The organism is Segatella copri, from assembly GCF_024330485.1.
Classification (GTDB): domain Bacteria; phylum Bacteroidota; class Bacteroidia; order Bacteroidales; family Bacteroidaceae; genus Prevotella; species Prevotella copri_L.
In genome coordinates, this window is sequence record NZ_JANDWX010000001.1 from 49,480 (window position 1) to 65,777 (window position 16,298).

At 43.6% G+C, this 16,298-nt stretch carries 14 protein-coding genes and 2 tRNA genes; 1 reads left to right on the forward strand and 15 read right to left on the reverse strand.

Annotated elements, in window-relative coordinates; genetic code table 11:
- From NNC77_RS00225 to NNC77_RS00290, 14 genes are all read right to left on the reverse strand, one after another.
- Window positions 1–2,088 carry a M3 family metallopeptidase gene (locus NNC77_RS00225; protein ID WP_254969560.1) on the reverse strand — a complete coding sequence of 696 codons (2,088 nt, stop codon included), beginning with the start codon at window positions 2,086–2,088 and terminating at the stop codon, window positions 1–3.
- Between the two features lie 348 nt (window positions 2,089–2,436).
- The gene (locus NNC77_RS00230; RefSeq protein WP_118190397.1) at window positions 2,437–3,111 is read right to left on the reverse strand and encodes a Crp/Fnr family transcriptional regulator; all 675 of its coding nucleotides are present in this window, start codon (window positions 3,109–3,111) and stop codon (window positions 2,437–2,439) included.
- 6 nt (window positions 3,112–3,117) lie between these two features.
- Window positions 3,118–4,137 (reverse strand): FAD:protein FMN transferase, encoded by a 1,020-nt coding sequence (locus NNC77_RS00235; protein WP_254969561.1) that lies wholly within the window; start codon window positions 4,135–4,137, stop codon window positions 3,118–3,120.
- Window positions 4,138–4,158: 21 nt separating this feature from the next.
- Window positions 4,159–4,854 carry a DUF6048 family protein gene (locus NNC77_RS00240; protein ID WP_334559929.1) on the reverse strand — a complete coding sequence of 232 codons (696 nt, stop codon included), beginning with the start codon at window positions 4,852–4,854 and terminating at the stop codon, window positions 4,159–4,161.
- A complete protein-coding gene (locus NNC77_RS00245) occupies window positions 4,805–5,284 on the reverse strand; it encodes a DUF6452 family protein (RefSeq protein WP_254969562.1) in 480 nt (159 codons plus the stop codon). The genes NNC77_RS00240 and NNC77_RS00245 overlap by 50 nt, the downstream gene beginning before the upstream one ends.
- Window positions 5,272–6,243, reverse strand: coding sequence for a glycosyltransferase family 2 protein (locus NNC77_RS00250; RefSeq protein WP_117691989.1), 972 nt, complete (start codon window positions 6,241–6,243; stop codon window positions 5,272–5,274). The genes NNC77_RS00245 and NNC77_RS00250 overlap by 13 nt, the downstream gene beginning before the upstream one ends.
- Before the next feature lie 35 nt (window positions 6,244–6,278).
- Window positions 6,279–6,893, reverse strand: coding sequence for a DUF4199 domain-containing protein (locus tag NNC77_RS00255; RefSeq protein WP_254969563.1), 615 nt, complete (start codon window positions 6,891–6,893; stop codon window positions 6,279–6,281).
- 208 nt (window positions 6,894–7,101) lie between these two features.
- Window positions 7,102–7,175: transfer RNA gene (locus tag NNC77_RS00260), tRNA-Thr, on the reverse strand.
- A 192-nt stretch (window positions 7,176–7,367) separates the two neighbouring features.
- A complete protein-coding gene (locus NNC77_RS00265; RefSeq protein WP_119226866.1) occupies window positions 7,368–9,941 on the reverse strand; it encodes an endonuclease MutS2 in 2,574 nt (857 codons plus the stop codon).
- Between the two features lie 106 nt (window positions 9,942–10,047).
- Window positions 10,048–10,728: a thiamine phosphate synthase gene (locus tag NNC77_RS00270; RefSeq protein ID WP_254969564.1), complete on the reverse strand. Its 681-nt coding sequence runs from the start codon at window positions 10,726–10,728 to the stop codon at window positions 10,048–10,050.
- Window positions 10,729–10,769: 41 nt separating this feature from the next.
- On the reverse strand, window positions 10,770–11,591 hold the full coding sequence (gene thiD, locus NNC77_RS00275) for a bifunctional hydroxymethylpyrimidine kinase/phosphomethylpyrimidine kinase (protein ID WP_254969565.1): 822 nt from the start codon (window positions 11,589–11,591) through the stop codon (window positions 10,770–10,772).
- An 8-nt stretch (window positions 11,592–11,599) separates the two neighbouring features.
- Complete coding sequence (locus tag NNC77_RS00280) at window positions 11,600–12,502, reverse strand: radical SAM/SPASM domain-containing protein (protein WP_254969566.1); 903 nt, start codon at window positions 12,500–12,502, stop codon at window positions 11,600–11,602.
- A gap of 181 nt (window positions 12,503–12,683) precedes the next feature.
- Window positions 12,684–12,768: transfer RNA gene (locus NNC77_RS00285), tRNA-Ser, on the reverse strand.
- A 333-nt stretch (window positions 12,769–13,101) separates the two neighbouring features.
- Window positions 13,102–13,977, reverse strand: a complete 876-nt coding sequence (locus tag NNC77_RS00290; RefSeq protein WP_118064335.1) for an FAD-dependent thymidylate synthase — start codon at window positions 13,975–13,977, stop codon at window positions 13,102–13,104.
- Window positions 13,978–14,088: 111 nt separating this feature from the next.
- Between NNC77_RS00290 and tsaA the strand changes: the two genes are divergently transcribed.
- Window positions 14,089–14,769 (forward strand): tRNA (N6-threonylcarbamoyladenosine(37)-N6)-methyltransferase TrmO, encoded by a 681-nt coding sequence (tsaA, locus tag NNC77_RS00295; RefSeq protein ID WP_117692001.1) that lies wholly within the window; start codon window positions 14,089–14,091, stop codon window positions 14,767–14,769.
- 25 nt (window positions 14,770–14,794) lie between these two features.
- Here tsaA and NNC77_RS00300 read toward each other — a convergent pair whose 3' ends face one another.
- On the reverse strand, window positions 14,795–16,198 hold the full coding sequence (locus NNC77_RS00300) for a glycoside hydrolase family 28 protein (RefSeq protein WP_118064276.1): 1,404 nt from the start codon (window positions 16,196–16,198) through the stop codon (window positions 14,795–14,797).
- Window positions 16,199–16,298: the final 100 nt, after the last annotated feature.

Below are 16,298 nucleotides of genomic sequence, written 5' to 3' on the forward strand. Positions count from 1 at the left end.
TTATCCTTTATTTTGTACCTTGATTTCGTTACGTTCCAGCAGTGCATCGATGGTTGGCTCTTGTCCACGGAACCGTTTGTAGAGAACCATAGGATGCTCTGTTCCACCCTTAGAGAGTACGTTGTCACGGAAACTTTGAGCAGTCTTCTGGTCGAAGATTCCATTCTTCTTGAATACACTGAAAGCATCAGCATCCAATACTTCTGCCCATTTGTAGCTATAATATCCTGCGGCATAACCTCCTGCCATGATGTGGGAGAACTGTACGGTCATACAGGTTTCCTGCAACTGTGGCAATATCATCGCCTTTTTCCAGGCTTCCCTTTCATAAGGCATGATGTCGGCAGTAAATTCTTTCTTCTGGGTGTAGTATGCCATGTCAAGCAATCCGAAACTTACCTGGCGCAGGCAACCGTAGGCTGCCATGAAGTTGCGACTCTTCACGATGCGCTCTATGAGTTCATCTGGCAACGGTTCACCTGTCTGATAGTGGAAGGCAAATGTACGGAGAAAATCTTTCTCTATTGCATAATTCTCCATAAACTGTGATGGCAATTCTACGAAGTCCCACCATACGTTGGTTCCCGAAAGACTCTCGAAGCGGGTATTGGCAAACATGCCGTGAAGACTGTGACCAAACTCATGGAGAAAGGTTTCTACTTCTCCTAATGTCAAGAGAGCAGGCTTTTCCTCTGTTGGCTTGGTAAAGTTCATTACCACACTTACGTGAGGACGTATGTTGTTGCCCTTATGGTCTATCCACTGTCCCTGGAACTCTGTCATCCAGGCACCTCCTTGCTTGCCCTTGCGAGGGAAGAAGTCGGCATAGAATACTGCCAGATAGCTGCCGTCTTTATCAAATACCTCGTATGCCTTGACGTCTGGGTGGTATACCGGTATCTCTTTGTTCTCCTTAAAGGTGATGCCATACAGTTTGTTGGCGAGGCCAAACACACCGTCTATCACTTTGTCCAGCTGGAAATAAGGGCGAAGCATTTCTGCATCGAGATTATATTTCTCCATCTGGAGTTTATGAGAATAGAAGCCGAAATCCCATGGTTTCATTTCGAAATCTTTACCCTCCAGCTTCTTGGCAAGGGCTTCCACTTCTTTCACTTCCTTTTCTGCCGTTGGCTTATAAGCCTCTATCAGGTCGTTGAGAAGTTTATATACATGTTCTGTATTGCTTGCCATACGATGGCGAAGAACATAGTCGGCATAGGTTTCAAAACCGAGCAACTGGGCGAGTTCTCTGCGCAGGTTTACCAGTCGTTTGCAGATTTCCAGGTTGTTCTGCTCATTATCATGGGTACATACCGTATTGCGTGCCATATACATCTGTTTGCGGAGCTCACGCTGGGTAGAGTAGGTCATAAAAGGAGAATAACTTGGATAATCGAGTGTGAAGATCCAGCCTTCTTTTTCCTGCTCTTTGGCGGTATGCGCAGCGGCAGCTTTTGCTGTTTCAGGAAGTCCGTCGAGCTGAGCTTCGTCTGTGATATGGAGCGTAAATGCCTTGTTTTCTTTTAAGAGATTCTGTGAGAACTGCAGAGTGAGCATACTGGCTTCTTCTGTAAGTTCGCGAAGTTTCTCTTTACCTTCTTCATCTAAAAGCGCACCGCTGCGTACGAATCCGTCATAGCTGGTATCCAGAAGCATCTTCTCTTCAGGAGTCAGTTCTCTGTTGGGATGATCGTGAACGAACTTGATGCGCTCAAAGAGTTTCTTGTTCAGCGTGATGTCATTTGCGTGCTTGGTGAGAATCGGACTCATCTTCTGCGCAATCTCTTCCATCTCATCGCAGGTTTCAGCACTCATCATGCATGAGAAAACGTTAGATACACGGCTCAAGAGGTCGTAATAGTGTTCGCCCTTATCGGTATCAACTCTTGCAATGGTATTCTCAAAGGTCGGTTCTGCCGGATCGTTTACAATCTTGTCTGTGGCTTCGTCATCACGGCGGATTCCCTCCATGAATGCTGGTTCATAATCTTCGAGACGGATTCGTTCGAATGGTACTGTATCGTGCGGTGTATTGTAAGGCACGAAGAATGGGTTGGTTCTATTTTGTATTGTATTGTCTTGCATATTGTTACTTTTTAGCTGCAAAGTTAGCAAAAAAATGCTTTATTGCCTTGATAATAAACGTTTTTAACTTATATTTATCGGTCGTTATACTTTCTTTACTCAAGTTTCGCAAGTTGGCTCCACACGCCCTGAAAGGGCAGAAGCTCCTAGCCCAGGGCAGCGCCCTGGGGTATTATGGACGCAAACTTGTCGCCCTGTAAGGGCAAAAGCTTTAAATACCGGGCAGTTAACAAAGCTTTTGCCCTTACAGGGCGCCTTGCTGACTGCTATTATACCCAGGGCGATGCCCTGAGCTAGGAGCTTTTGGGCCTTCAGCCCGTACTTAAACCACATGCGAAAGTTCAGTCTTTAGCGTTTGATGAGATTTTCCAGTGCAGGGATATAGATTCTGCCTCGTTCTAGCTGGATAAGTCCTTCTGACTGTAGTTCGTTGAGGGCCTTGGATACATAGATGCGCTTTACATTCATCTCTTCTGCTAAACGGGTCATCTTGATATGAAAGATTTTCTCGCCTGCCGGGCGGACGCTGTGGCTCTCGAAGAAACGGATCAGACGCTCACTCAGTGTCTTGGCAGGAACTCTGAACAGTCTGCGGTTGTTCTTTTGGGATTGGGTGCAGACCAAGTTCAGAAGATTGATGCGGAATATTTCATATTCATCGGATAACTTCATGATCTCTTGCTTGCTGACTGACATGATGCTGCAGCTGTTCTTTGCCACATAAGTGTGGGTGAAGCGCTGGGTAAGACCGAAAAGTCGTTCCAGCTGGAATGATTCCGGTGCCGAAATGTCTTCTTCTACCTGATAGCCGTAGTCATCTGCCTGGGTTATCACCTTAATATCTCCACTGATTAAATAATATAGACGTGTACAACTGGTGCCTTCTTCAACTATAGTTTCACCCGCTTCCAGTTTTTGAAAGTCAAAACGGGTTTTACCAGCTACATTTTGGAAGTCATAGCAAGTCATTCCCAGGAATAATGGGAGTGATAATAAACTGTCGTATAGTCTATTGGTTGACATGTAAGTTTATTTATTTAATATCTTGTTTTTGAGAGACGGTGAATACCATATCTTGTTTTGTCCTTTCTTGTCAGCATAGATGAGATATGCACAGAGGTCCGGATGCTTTTTCAGAATCTGTTTTGCGCCCTCCATTCCCATTACCATAAACGAGGTAGCATAGGCATCGGCTGTAGCACAGTTCTTGGCTAAAACCGTTGCTGATAAGATGTTATGCTGCACAGGATAGCCTGTTTTTGGGTCGATGGTATGTGCATACTTCTTGCCGTTTTTATAATAGAAGTTTCTGTAGTTACCACTCGTAGCCATGGCTATGTCGGTAATATCAAGTACATCCTGAATTTCCTGACTCGTATTGGTAGAATCGTCAGTTGGCTTGTTGATACCAATATGCCAAGGCACTTGTTTCTCGCTAACACCGTTTACTACGATTTCTCCACCAATCTCAACCATAAAGTTGCTGATACCTTTCTTTTTCAGGAATCTGGCAACAATGTCGCTGCCATATCCTTTGGCGATAGCAGAACAGTCAAGCATGATCTTAGGATTTAGCTTGATGATGCGTCCCTTTTCCAAGGCTACTTTCTCATAACCAACCAGCGTTTTGATACTGTCTATCTTGGCTTTCGTAGGAGGTACCCCCTGCTTGAATCCAAAGCCCCAGAGGTTTACCATTGGGGCAACCGTGATATCAAAGGCTCCATTGGTTTCTTTTGAGATGCTTTCTGCCATGCGGAATACTTCGGTAAACATTTCGTCTACTTCAATATCTTTACCTTGGTTTACCTGTGTGATGACAGAGGTCTTATTGAAAGGAGACAAGGATTGGTCTACCTTCTTGAGTTCTGTTTCTATCTCTTGCTGGTAGTTGGTATCACTCTGATAGGTAATGTGATAGATGGTGCCAAAGATAAAGCCGGTATCTTTCTGATAGGGCGTATTATGCTGCTGACGTATGATAACGATGGTACCAACGATAAGTATCAACAGAAATGGAATTTGCCAGATAAGTTTCTTTTTTTTCATTCTTTACACATTATGAAGTCTTTAAATCTCTAGGGTTACATTGAATGTTCCGCCAAGGCGTGAACCTCCCTGCTTACCGTAGCCTGGCACATACCAGGTGTTGCCTAATTCTCCATCGTTCTTGAAGAGGCGGCGTTTGTATCTGAAACTCCAGCCCATACGGACGGGACCCCAGATTTTGGCATCAATACCTATTACGCCTTCCAGCCAATGATAGTTGCAGGAAATGCCGTTACCTCCATAGGGCGTTTCGCCGCCCCATACTGGGTCTGTAACGGGTGGGGCGCTCAGGTCATATTCATAATAGGTGCAGGCATAACGGAAACCGCCAAACAGACGGTAGTCGTCGTGTTTGTTCTTCAGAAGATTCCAGTCTACACCTAATCTGAAATAGGGAGCGCTGGTCTTGTAGGTGATTTGGGTTGCCTCATCGCTGGCATCTGCCTTTCCATAACCCAATTCGAAAACAGGATAATACTTATCTTTCAGATTGATACGGAGAGATGCTTCGTACTGCCCATAGTCGCTAACCATCAACTGTACGGGACCTATCAGGTCAACTCCCACAGCCATACCTCTAAAAAAAGGTATGGTATCAGGCTGCTGCTCTATGATCTTCTTCTTGCTTTGGGCCTGACAGGGGAGAACAGCAAATAGGGATAGCATACTAGTTGCGGCTGCCAAAATATATGTAGAAATGTGCTTTGGATGCATCATAATTTACCTCTTTTTGATTGATGACTATTGAGTCAATAAAATTGTGAGTAGTCTTAACATCGGTTATCGTATGGAAGAACGATGGACTGCAGTCTACCGACTCAAAATGAGAGCGGTTTTCCTTTGATACAGTCACGGTGTCCTTGAATACTTGCTTCGATAGGGTATGTATCTCGAAAAACAATACGTCTTCGTCCAGGCTGTAACTCATAGGCAGACTGAAACTGTCTACGTTTACATCCTTATTGATCAGCACACTATCTGTTCCTGCTATCTTTTTCGTAGAAATCGTTAGCGTGTCTTTTAGCGTTTTATTGTCGCCCATCAACTTGTATTTGGTATATACAGTATTGTTGAGTGGGCAGTCGAGAGATGTACATCCCATCATGGCTAGAACCATGAAAACGACGAAAGGTATTATTTTCCGCATCTTATTTCTTTTTCTATTTGATAATCGTTACGGTTTGGGTTCTGGCGGCTGATAAGGTCGCCCAGGAATCCGGCAAGGAACAGCTGGCTACCCAAAACCATCGCTACAAGAGCAATGAAGAAGTAAGGTGAATCGGTAATGAGATGTCCGTAGATGCCGTTGTGCAGGTCGATGGCCTTGTCTATGCCTAAGCCGATGAGCGATAGGAAGGCTATGAAGAATACGACGCTACCCAGGAAGCCGAATACGTGCATTGGCTTTTTGCCAAAATTGCTCAGGAACCAGAGAGTCATCAGGTCAAGATAACCATTTACAAAGCGGTTCCATCCCATAAACTTTGATTTGCCGAACTTTCTTGCCTGATGATGAACAGGCTTTTCGCCTATCTTGGCAAAACCTGCATTCTTGGCTAGATATGGGATATAACGGTGCATCTCACCATATACCTCGATATTCTTAACTACGTCGAGGCGATAAGCTTTCAGACCGCAGTTGAAGTCGTGCAGATTGTGTATGCCGCTTACTTTGCGTGCAGTAGCATTGAAGAGTTTGGTAGGGATGGTCTTGCTCAGAGGGTCTCCTTCTTTACGGTTCTGCTTGTAACCAGACACGAGGTCGTATCCCTCTTTCTTAATCATCTGGTAGAGCCCCGGAATCTCATCTGGAGAATCCTGAAGATCGGCATCCATGGTGATGACAACATCGCCCTGCGCTTCTTTGAAACCACAGAAGAGTGCTGGGCTCTTTCCGTAGTTTCTGCGGAATTTGATACCCTTTACTTGCTCGTTCTTCTCAGCAAGTTCTTCTATGACGTTCCATGAACGGTCGGTAGAACCGTCGTTCACAAAGATGACTTCATAAGTAAAATCGTTTGAGTCCATTACTCGCTTTATCCAGGCGAAGAGCTCTGGTAACGACTCTTCCTCATTAAAAAGAGGAATTATTACTGAAATATCCATTATCTTGTATTTATCTGTTTGTTTCTTATTTATTGTTATTTTGTATGCTGTTGTTTATCCTTCTTTGCCATTACAGCAGCAATAATCGGACTGAGTACAGCACCTGCTACCAGGTCGGTAATCATAAACATGGAAGCCCAGGCTATCGGTTTCATCATACTGACGGCATCAAGAAGGGTTTTAGATTCCTCTGCAGTTAACTGATACGCTTGTGCTACAATCTGATAGTTGGTTTGCAGTTGGTTCATGAATAGACCCGTATCCATAAAACGGAACCAAAGATATTGCACAAGGGTAAGCAGAAGGGTTGCATTGAAGAATGTCTGGATGCAATAGTAGAATGCATGACGGAAAGAGATATGTCCGTCTCTTGCATAGTCACGGAATGCCTTCAGTCGCTTGGCCACAACAAATGGGGTTGCTATGATGAGAATGTTGGAAATGAATCCCAGCATCTGATATTGCGGGTCTACTGCCAGCATGGTACATACGAAACTGACAATCCAGACAACTCCGAGGATGGCGCCGTCTTGCCGGGCAAATGCTTTGGTTTGTCTTATCTTGCCTGTGTCGATGATAATCGTTTTAACCTTATGCATTTGCTGGCTTGTCTTCTTTTCTTCCTGATTCTCGTTATTTTCTGTATTCATTGTTTTTATTGTATTTCTACGGATGTAACATATCAATTTGCAAAAATACAACTTTTTTATTATATAAGGTGTAAAGGGTGGAAATATTTATATATAATTAAAGATAAATCCTCGTGAAATAGAGGTTTGAACTGTAATGTTATGAAATATAGAAGTAAAATGTATGTAAATAAAAAAAAGGAACCTTCCAAAAGAAGATTCCTTTTTGAGCCTCTTGTCGGATTCGAACCAACGACCCCGAGATTACAAATCACGTGCTCTGGCCAACTGAGCTAAAGAGGCGGGTGGACAAGCGATTCATATCGCACCGCTACAACCAAGTACCCTTGCTATGTTCCCATCCTGGGGGATTCCGAGGGAGCTGGTCGTATGAGACTTGTCCGTCTCAATTTTTAAGCGGGTGCAAAGGTACGGTTTTTCTTTGAACCCGCCAAATGTTTTGCCGAAAAACTTCAGTTGTTTAACGTTTGTTTGCTAAAAATCAACTACCGTAATGCCTGATCCGCCAAATTGTACGTGTTCATCTGCATAATGGGTCACATTAGGCACACTACTCAGATATTGGCGAATGAGTTGTCTTAGGATGCCATTTCCCTTTCCGTGAAGGATTCTGACTCTTGGCATTCCTACCAGGATAGCATCATCGATGAAGTATTGTACCGCATTAAGTGCTTCATCGCCTCGCATTCCGCGAACGTCCAGATCCTGGTGGAAGTTGGATTTATGTGAGTCTATGGTCTTTCTGGTTTCCTTACTGATACCGTATGAAGCCAGATTTTCCTTGCGCTCTTCTGTCTTGTCTGCATTTTCAACAGGAGTTGTGGCATGCTCCAGACGGTTCAGGCGCATCTTGGTTCTCATTCCTCCAAATACGGCAGTTGCTGTATCTCCAGTAATGTTTTCTATCTTTCCGACAGTAGTCAGTCCCTTGATGCGCACCGTATCGCCAATCTGAATATCACGTTTGCTATCTGCTTGAGTCTTGTTCTGTGCATTTCTTAGTGCTGCAGCAGCCTTTTCTTGATTCTCTTTCTTTTCAGCCTGGCGCTTGGCATGGCGCTCTTTGCGTTGTTGAATCTGGGCTATCTTGCGGGCAATTTTGTCATCGGTCTCCTTGGTATCAATTTCTTGAACCTCTTGCTTGAAGGTATCAAGTTCCTGACGGATACGGCGGGTTTCTTCTTTTTCAGCCTGGCTTTCTTTGATTTCCCGGATGGCGTTTTCGATTCTCTTGTTACTTTCTTTCAGAAGTTCTGCGGCTTCTTCTTTTGCCTTTTTGAGAATTGCCTTTCTGCTTCGCTCAATATCCTCTATGTCGTTTTCGTACTTGGAGATTGTTTTCTCCATGTCTTTTTCACGCTGATGGATATTCTGGCGTTTGTTTTCCCAATATCGCTTGTCACGAACAATATCCTGCAGATACTTGTCGCTTTGAATGTATTCAGAACCAACGATATCTGAAGCTTCCTTGATTACTTCTTCGGGTAATCCTATCTTTCTTGCAATTTCGATAGCGAAAGAAGAACCTGGTCTGCCGATAGCTAATTGGAAGAGGGCTTTCATCTCATGGCGGTCGTAGAGCATGGCGCCGTTAACCACTCCTTCATGGCTGTCGGCAAAATGCTTCAGGTTCTGATAGTGGGTGGTAATCACACCATAAGCTTGCTGCTTGCAGAACTTGTCGAGTACAGCTTCGGCGATAGCACCACCTATGCCTGGCTCTGTACCTGTACCAAACTCATCTATCAGAATGATGGTCTCGCCATTGGCTGCCTTCATCATATTCTTCATGTTCAGAAGATGAGATGAGTAGGTACTCAAGTCGTTCTCCAGACTCTGTTCGTCACCGATGTCAATCATGATGTTCTGGAAAACACCTGTCTTTGAACGCTCACTTACAGGGATGCTCAAACCGCATTGCAGCATATACTGTAATAATCCGACGGTTTTCAGACAGACAGATTTGCCGCCTGCATTTGGACCGGAGATGATAAGAATGCGTTTGTCCTGTGTAAGCATGATATCCAACGGAACTACTTTCTCGTTTTTTTTCTGTAGAGATAGCTGCAATAATGGGTGTATCGCACGGGTCCAGTCTATGTGTGGGTGGTCTTCTACCTCGGGTTCTATGGCTTTGAAGATATCAGCCAGTTTTTGCTTGGCTTGTATCAGGTCAATGATGGCAAGAAAGCGGTAACTGTCCAGAATTTCTTTGGAGTATGGGCGTACCTTGTTGGTAAAGTCGGTGAGGATGCGGATGATTTCCTTTCTCTCTTCTCCCTCCAGTTCACGTACACGGTTGTTTGCCTCTACCACCTCGGTAGGTTCTATAAAGACTGTTTTACCTGTGGCACTCTCATCGTGTACGATACCTTTGATTTTACGCTTCAGAGTAGGGATGACGGGAATAACCAGTCTGCCGTCACGCAGGGTAGGGGTAACGTCTTTTTCTACGATGCCTTCACTTTGTGCCGAGCGCAATATACTATATAAGGTACGTGAGATGCTGCCCTCTGTCTTTGCCAGTTCTCTGCGAATCTGAAGAAGTTCAGGGGTTGCATTGTCTCTTATCTTGCCGAATTTGTCAAGTATCTGGTCGATGCGCTGAATCAGTTGTGGAAAAGTAACTACATCCTGTGAAAGGCGATGTAGGGCTGGGTAGGGATACTTTTTCTCTCTTTTCCATCCGTCTTCCGGCTCGTCATCGTCATCGCTGTGATTCAGTATCTTTACCATATCGGCTATGGTAGACAGTGAACGTCGCAAGTCAAACAGCTCGTCCTCTTCCAGGTGACTGTTTTCTACACGGATACGGAGGATGCTCTCCCTTACATCATAGAAATATTGTAGGGGAAAGTCTTCTACTTCCTCCATCAGTCTGCGGAACTCACGCACCTGCATGAGCCATTCGTTAACTTGTTCTGCATCGCTGCTGAATGCCATCTTGTCTACCTGTTCCTTTCCGAGTGGAGAGAGGCATCTTTCGCGCAGCATCTTGCGGATTTCATTGAATCCTATCTTGTTTTCAAAATTATCTGGATATATCATGGGTGCAAAGGTAGTGCAAATCGAAGACAATACAAAATAAAAAAGCATTTTTTTATTTTTATTGTTGAGATTCGGTCTGTCTTATTAGAAAGTAGTGTATTTTCCTCTACCAAATATTTGAACTGTTAAGCGTATTCTTAGCATTTCCGGGTGTAAGTTTCTGCTTAATTACGGCAAGATATTCCGTCCATTTTGCATCAGTTCTTCTGTTCCAGACGTCGCCTAAAAAAGCAGCTCCACCAAAGTTCCATGCTCTCAATTGTGGAATATATTCAGGGGTGACACCTCCCAATGCGACAACCCGCTCATTGATGATTCCATTGATGCCTGCTTCCTCTAAGTCTTTGTTAGAGAAGGAATGTTTGTAGCCTTTCTTTGAAATGCTGTCAAAGATTGGACTGAGGAAAACATAATGGCAGGCAGGTTTGAGAATCGCGCTCTTTTCGTCTTTGTTCTTGGGTGATATAGTCTGGAGAGCTTGTTCTACTTCCTTAAAACTATGGCAGGATTGTGAGATGCTTCCTTGAAAGCCTTCTGGAATCTCGTGGTTTCTTCTGTTAAGGTGAATACCATGAAGATGAAATTCCTGACAAAGTTCGAAGTGATCGTGTACTACGATCTTTTTATGCCATTTCTTGTCGATTTCCTGTATCAGTCGCTTACACTCCTCTATATTTGATTCTGGTTTGCGCAGATGTAGCAGGTCTATACCTGCTTTAAAGAGTTGGTTGATATAGGTTGATTCATTCTCTATAAAATCGGGCAGAGTGATTACTATCCATTTCATATTCGTTGTGACTTTATTTGTTTATATAAAGGTGTTGGCTGTTATTTGATAAACAGTGCCTTGGGTTCATAGAAATGATTCACCGGACCATGACCTTTTCCTATCTGAACATCTTTTCCTGCCAGAATTGCGCCTGAAAGATAGGTCTTTGCCATGGTGATAGCTGTATTCATATCCATTTCTCTTGCCAGATAAGAAGTGATGGCTGAGGATAGGGTACAACCTGTACCATGGGTATTACGGGTGTTTACGCTAATGCCTCGATAACTGTTAATAGGTTTTCCGTCTTCGAAGAGGTAATCAATCTTTTCTGCTCCCTGGAAATGGCCGCCTTTGATGAGTACATATTTACAGCCTAACTTACTGATGGCTAAAGCTGCGTTCTGAATATCTTCCTTATTCTGTATCTTCATTCCTGCCAGTATCTCTGCTTCCGGGATGTTAGGTGTTAGCAGGGTAGCTAGTGGTAATAACTCCTGTATGAAAATGCTGAGAGCGTCCTCCTGCATGAGTCTGCAACCACTGGTGGAAACCATCACAGGGTCAATGATGAGATGCTGGTATTCCCCTTGGTATCTCTTCAGGGTTTCTGCGATTGCCTGGATAGTGGAACGGTCGTTAACCATACCTACTTTGATGGCATCTGGGTGGATGTCGTCCATCACAGCTTCTATCTGGCCCTTTACGATTTCGGGGGTGATGTCTTGGATGGCATAAACTCCCAGGGTGTTCTGTACGGTAATGGCTGTAATGGCCGATGCGGCATATACGCCTAGTGCTGACATTGTCTTGATGTCAGCTTGTACGCCGGCTCCTCCGCAACTGTCTGAGCCAGCTATTGTCATTGCTGTATAATATTTCATAATTCCTATTAACTTCTTGCTTTTCCTCTAAAACTGTTTCTTACCAGGGCTGATTCACAGGTCTCACAGAGATGTTCTGTGGCTTGATGGTGCTTGAAACCTTCTATCATGGCTTGGGCACGGGGTGAAGCCAGAATTTCTTCCAGCGATTGTTCAAGCAGGTTCCCAAGTGCAACATCTCCGTTGTGGTCCAAACAGCAGGGTACCAATGTTCCGTCTGCCAATACGCCTATCTGTTTGAGTAGGGCTTTACAGAAAACTTCTCTTTTTTCTTCTCTGATACCTGACTTCTGATTTTCTTTTATCATTTTCTTTTCTTCGATATGGTTATCAAAGTTGGGCCATTCGAATTTCCTGTCAAACTCCAGATAGAGATTATTGGCAAGTCTGTAACCGTCAGGTCGTTCTTTCCAGGGTTTGGGAACAAATTTTTCGATGTGCTCCATTACTTCCTCATTTTCCCGGTCTTTTCCTCCTTGGTTCCAAAGTCTGAGAACTATGCAGGTTCCTTTCTCTGCTGCTTGGGTTGAAAAAGTCATCACCTCGTTCATGTAACTGGCAAGCTCTCCCTTGGCATTACTCTCGTGTGAGTGGAGCGAGAGCTGTATTTTGTGGGGAAGTGTATCAAGGAGATCCATAGCTTTGGGTAGCAGAGTGCCGTTGGATGTAAGTACGGTTTTGAAACCTTTCTCTCTTGCCATATTGATAAACTCGGGTAGAAGAGGGTGTAGCAGGGGTTCGCCCATAATGTGGAAATATAGGAAACAGACCTTCCCGCGTATCTTATCGGTGAGCAGGTCGAATTCCTCAGCACTCAACTGTCTTTTCTTCCTTGTATGTTTTGGACAGAAGTGGCAGTTGAGATTACATGTATTAGTGATTTCTATGTAACAGCGATCTATCATTGTCATGTCTTTTCTTGCATATAGCTTACTTTTTAGCAAAGTTACATGTTTTCTTTGATATGACCAAATAATATAGCATAATTTTGCATTTGAAGTCTTCTTGTCATGGATAGTGAATGAATATGAAGGAAATATATAAATACGAAAATAAAAAAAGCCTTCTGAAATTTCTTTCAGAAGGCTCTTGCGGAGAGAGAGGGATTCGAACCCCCGGTACCTCTCGGTACGACGGTTTTCAAGACCGTTGTAATCGACCACTCTACCATCTCTCCATTGTTTTAGTCTGGATGACTATAGCTTGGTTTTCTTAAGCGGTTGCAAAGGTACTACTATTTTCTGGTTCCACCAAATTTTTTGCCAACTTTTTTTTGTTTTTCTTCAAAAAAATGCGTTTTGGGGGCTAATAAGTGGCAAAATCGGCAAAAAATAGAGAGGTAAGGCTGAAAAAGACAATAAAAAAGGGCTACCGCCGTAGCCCCAATCTTGATAACCTTAAATCTAATACTATGAAAAACACACTGCAAAAATACAAAATATATCTATTCGTTATGTCAAAAGAATAGAAAATCTGTATTTTGAAAGGGTGCTTTAATATTTTTTAAACCTTATAGGTAACCTTTCTGCTTAAACTCTTCCATCAGTGGCAAGGCTAAAATCTTGGCATCAGGATGTGGTGCACCGGTAGTACCTAATGCGCGAAGGTCGAAGAAATGTTTCCAGTCACTCACGAAAGCGGTATGAACCAGTTCTGTGTTGCAGTCCAATGGTAGGATGGCTCGTGCTTCCTGTGGTTTGCAACCTGCCTCTATCAGTTTCATGTAGGCATATTCGGCAGCCTGATTGGCGAATATCCAAGTTGTGAGTTTACTCCATTCAGCAGTTTTTCCTTCTGCAATGTCAGCACACATATCTTCTATTCGGTAGTCGCTGGGATCTTGTGAACCATCGAAGCCTTCTGCTTCTACCCATGTAGGCAGGTTGATGGTAATCTCGTTATCAAACTTATTCTTCGAATAGTTGCAGTATCGGGTACTCTGCTCTGCCATAGAGTTGGCACGATGACGGTTATATTCTCGGGTTATGGAAATCTGAGTAGTAAAATGAACGGTAATACGGAGTTCGTGCTTACCTTCTTCATAGTTGCTGAGGTATTTCAAATCATCCATCGCCTTGTTTTCTGCCAATACTCGGAGATTGGTTGTAATATAGTCTTTGCCGTCTAAAGTTTTCAGACGTGAGAACTTGTTGTGGGTATAAAGCGGCAACTCTCCATGTTTGCATACCAGATACACGGTTCCATGTTCCAGCATGGCAAAGTGTTCACTCTGCACCATCCGATCCACGAAAGGTTTGGCAGAATTCACAGTGGTATTATTCTCACTTTTATAGCATACTCTTCCTGCTCGTTCTATCTGCTGGTAGATACCGAGCTCACCTGGTTTCTGTAACCAGATTTCATACGATGGTCTTTGTATTTTCATTTCTTTTTGTTTTTTGTTCTGTCTGCAAAGGTACATTATTTTGTGCATACGGCAAAATAATTCATGCCTTTTTTCGTCTTATATATAATTAAGGTGTAATAATTAGTAAATATGGAGATAAAACCAATAGCATATTTTCGTTCTCCCTTCAGTAGCAAGTTTGGTATCCCCAAACAGGCTGGATTGGTAGCAGAACTGGAAGGACAGATTGTTTTTGAACCCGAATTTCGTAACCCTGATGCGCTGCGTGGCATGGAGGGCTTTGATTATCTTTGGCTGATTTGGGAATTTTCTGCCAATAGGCACAAAGCGCACAGTCCGGTTGTTCGTCCTCCTGTGTTGGGAGGCAATGAGAAAGTGGGTGTCTTTGCCACTCGAAGTCCTTTCCGCCCCAATAATATAGGTCTTTCATCGGTAAAAATTTCTCATATCGAATGGGAGACTCCTCATGGTCCTGTCATTCATGTTAAGGGAGCTGATCTTATGGACAAAACACCGATATTTGACATCAAGCCGTATGTGGTGTATGCCGATTCTCATCCTGGGGCAAGGAGCGGTTTTGTTGATGACCGCAAATGGCAGAAACTTGATGTAGAGATTTCTGAAGATGTAGACAGGCATCTGCGTCTGCAGGGATTGAATGCAGAAAAGATTGAAATATTGAAAGAGGTACTTGCCCAAGATCCCCGTCCGCATTACCAGAAAGACCCTCATAAGGTCTATGGAATGCCTTATGAGGGTCTTGATATTCATTTCACGGTAAGCGAACATACGCTTACTGTTGTCAAGTAGGCTTCTTGAATGTTGAGTAGAAAATTTACTTTGCGAAACTTTCAAAACGTACGTTTTCCAACAGAATTTTGCAGGCAGCATCGATATTCTTAGCTTCCTTGGTGTAGAAGATATTGGAGTTCTTGATGGTGATATCGTGTACCATACCTTCTGCACCATGTGCTTCAATACCTGTTTCGCAACCTCGTACGTAGATGTTGCTCATGTGGATATCCTGAAAGTTTGGCAGGAATTCCTGCTTTACGGGAGTTGTCTGCTTCTGGGCACCTACATGGTTGTCAAAATAAGTGGTCTCAAAGGTGATGGCTGCATCCTTGATATCGGTCATGTAGATATGGTCGATATAGATATTCTCTGATGTTCCGCCTCTCTTCACTGCACTTTTAAAGCGTAAACCGGTATCTGTTCCCTGGAAAGTATTGTTGCGAACAACAATATTCTTCATGCCGCCAGAGAACTCGCTGCCGATAACAAAACCTCCATGGGCATGGTATACGGTGTTGTCCTGGATATTGATGTTTTCACAAGGACCTGCTGCCACACCTGATGCGCCTGCGCCACCCTTCATGCAGATACCATCATCACCGGCATCAATCACATTGTTTACGATGAGTACATCCTTACAGCTGGAGATATCAATCGCATCACCGTTCTGGGCATTCCAAGGACATTTTACGGTGATTCCGTCGATAATTACATTCTTGCATCGGGTAGGGATGATATGGAATTTAGGACTGTTCAGAAGTGTAACTCCCTGTACGAGCACATTCTCGCAACTGGTGAATCTGATCATGTGTGTTCGGGTTTTCTCCTGTGTATCCATATTCTCTGCCACGTTAGGTTGATGTTTCAGATTGAATGGATACCAGATGTCACCTTTTTCATTAAGAGTTCCGCCCATAGCCTGGAATTCTTTCCATTCTACGTCACTAACCTTACTGCGCTTTACCGGTCTCCACCATTCTCCGTTTCCGTCAATGGTGCCCTCGCCTGTGATAGAAATATTTTTTCTCTTGCTGGCATTGATGGCAGGAGTTGCACGGTTTTCTTTCTTTCCCGTAGTCTCGTCTATCTTGAAGTGGTCGTTCTTGTCTTCTGAAAGAACGATGATGGCATTCTTTTCCAGATGCAGGTCAATATTGTCCTTCAGTGAGATGAGACCGGTAAGGTAGATACCTGCAGGCACATTAAGATGACCGCCGCCCATCTTGTTCAGTTTGCTGATGGCTTTGGCAAATGCCTGGGTATTCATGGTGAGTCCGTCACCATTACCGCCACATTCTAAGATACTGACATGATTGTCTGGGATGCTAGGCAATGTTGGTTGCTGCATCTGAACTGGTAAGTTCTGATAATACTTACTGTAATCTTTGGCATTGGCTGTCACAAATGAGAAACAGACCAATAAAGCTATTAAAATCTTCTTCATAAGCTTTTTAAGTTTAGTTTGTTTAATAAATTCTATACTTTGTCTTGTTTGTAATATCTGTTACCTTAAGGTATGGATATAAAAAAAAGACGGCCCTAAC

What these genes read in the sequence shown, in the direction of transcription:
- NNC77_RS00225 (WP_254969560.1), bottom strand. Translation starts at nt 2,088, where the DNA reads ATGCAAGACAATACAATACAAAATAGAACCAACCCATTCTTCGTGCCT.
- NNC77_RS00230 (WP_118190397.1), bottom strand. Translation starts at nt 3,111, where the DNA reads ATGTCAACCAATAGACTATACGACAGTTTATTATCACTCCCATTATTC.
- NNC77_RS00235 (WP_254969561.1), bottom strand. Translation starts at nt 4,137, where the DNA reads ATGAAAAAAAAGAAACTTATCTGGCAAATTCCATTTCTGTTGATACTT.
- NNC77_RS00240 (WP_334559929.1), bottom strand. Translation starts at nt 4,854, where the DNA reads ATGATGCATCCAAAGCACATTTCTACATATATTTTGGCAGCCGCAACT.
- NNC77_RS00245 (WP_254969562.1), bottom strand. Translation starts at nt 5,284, where the DNA reads ATGCGGAAAATAATACCTTTCGTCGTTTTCATGGTTCTAGCCATGATG.
- NNC77_RS00250 (WP_117691989.1), bottom strand. Translation starts at nt 6,243, where the DNA reads ATGGATATTTCAGTAATAATTCCTCTTTTTAATGAGGAAGAGTCGTTA.
- NNC77_RS00255 (WP_254969563.1), bottom strand. Translation starts at nt 6,893, where the DNA reads ATGAATACAGAAAATAACGAGAATCAGGAAGAAAAGAAGACAAGCCAG.
- NNC77_RS00265 (WP_119226866.1), bottom strand. Translation starts at nt 9,941, where the DNA reads ATGATATATCCAGATAATTTTGAAAACAAGATAGGATTCAATGAAATC.
- NNC77_RS00270 (WP_254969564.1), bottom strand. Translation starts at nt 10,728, where the DNA reads ATGAAATGGATAGTAATCACTCTGCCCGATTTTATAGAGAATGAATCA.
- thiD (WP_254969565.1), bottom strand. Translation starts at nt 11,591, where the DNA reads ATGAAATATTATACAGCAATGACAATAGCTGGCTCAGACAGTTGCGGA.
- NNC77_RS00280 (WP_254969566.1), bottom strand. Translation starts at nt 12,502, where the DNA reads ATGACAATGATAGATCGCTGTTACATAGAAATCACTAATACATGTAAT.
- NNC77_RS00290 (WP_118064335.1), bottom strand. Translation starts at nt 13,977, where the DNA reads ATGAAAATACAAAGACCATCGTATGAAATCTGGTTACAGAAACCAGGT.
- tsaA (WP_117692001.1), top strand. Translation starts at nt 14,089, where the DNA reads ATGGAGATAAAACCAATAGCATATTTTCGTTCTCCCTTCAGTAGCAAG.
- NNC77_RS00300 (WP_118064276.1), bottom strand. Translation starts at nt 16,198, where the DNA reads ATGAAGAAGATTTTAATAGCTTTATTGGTCTGTTTCTCATTTGTGACA.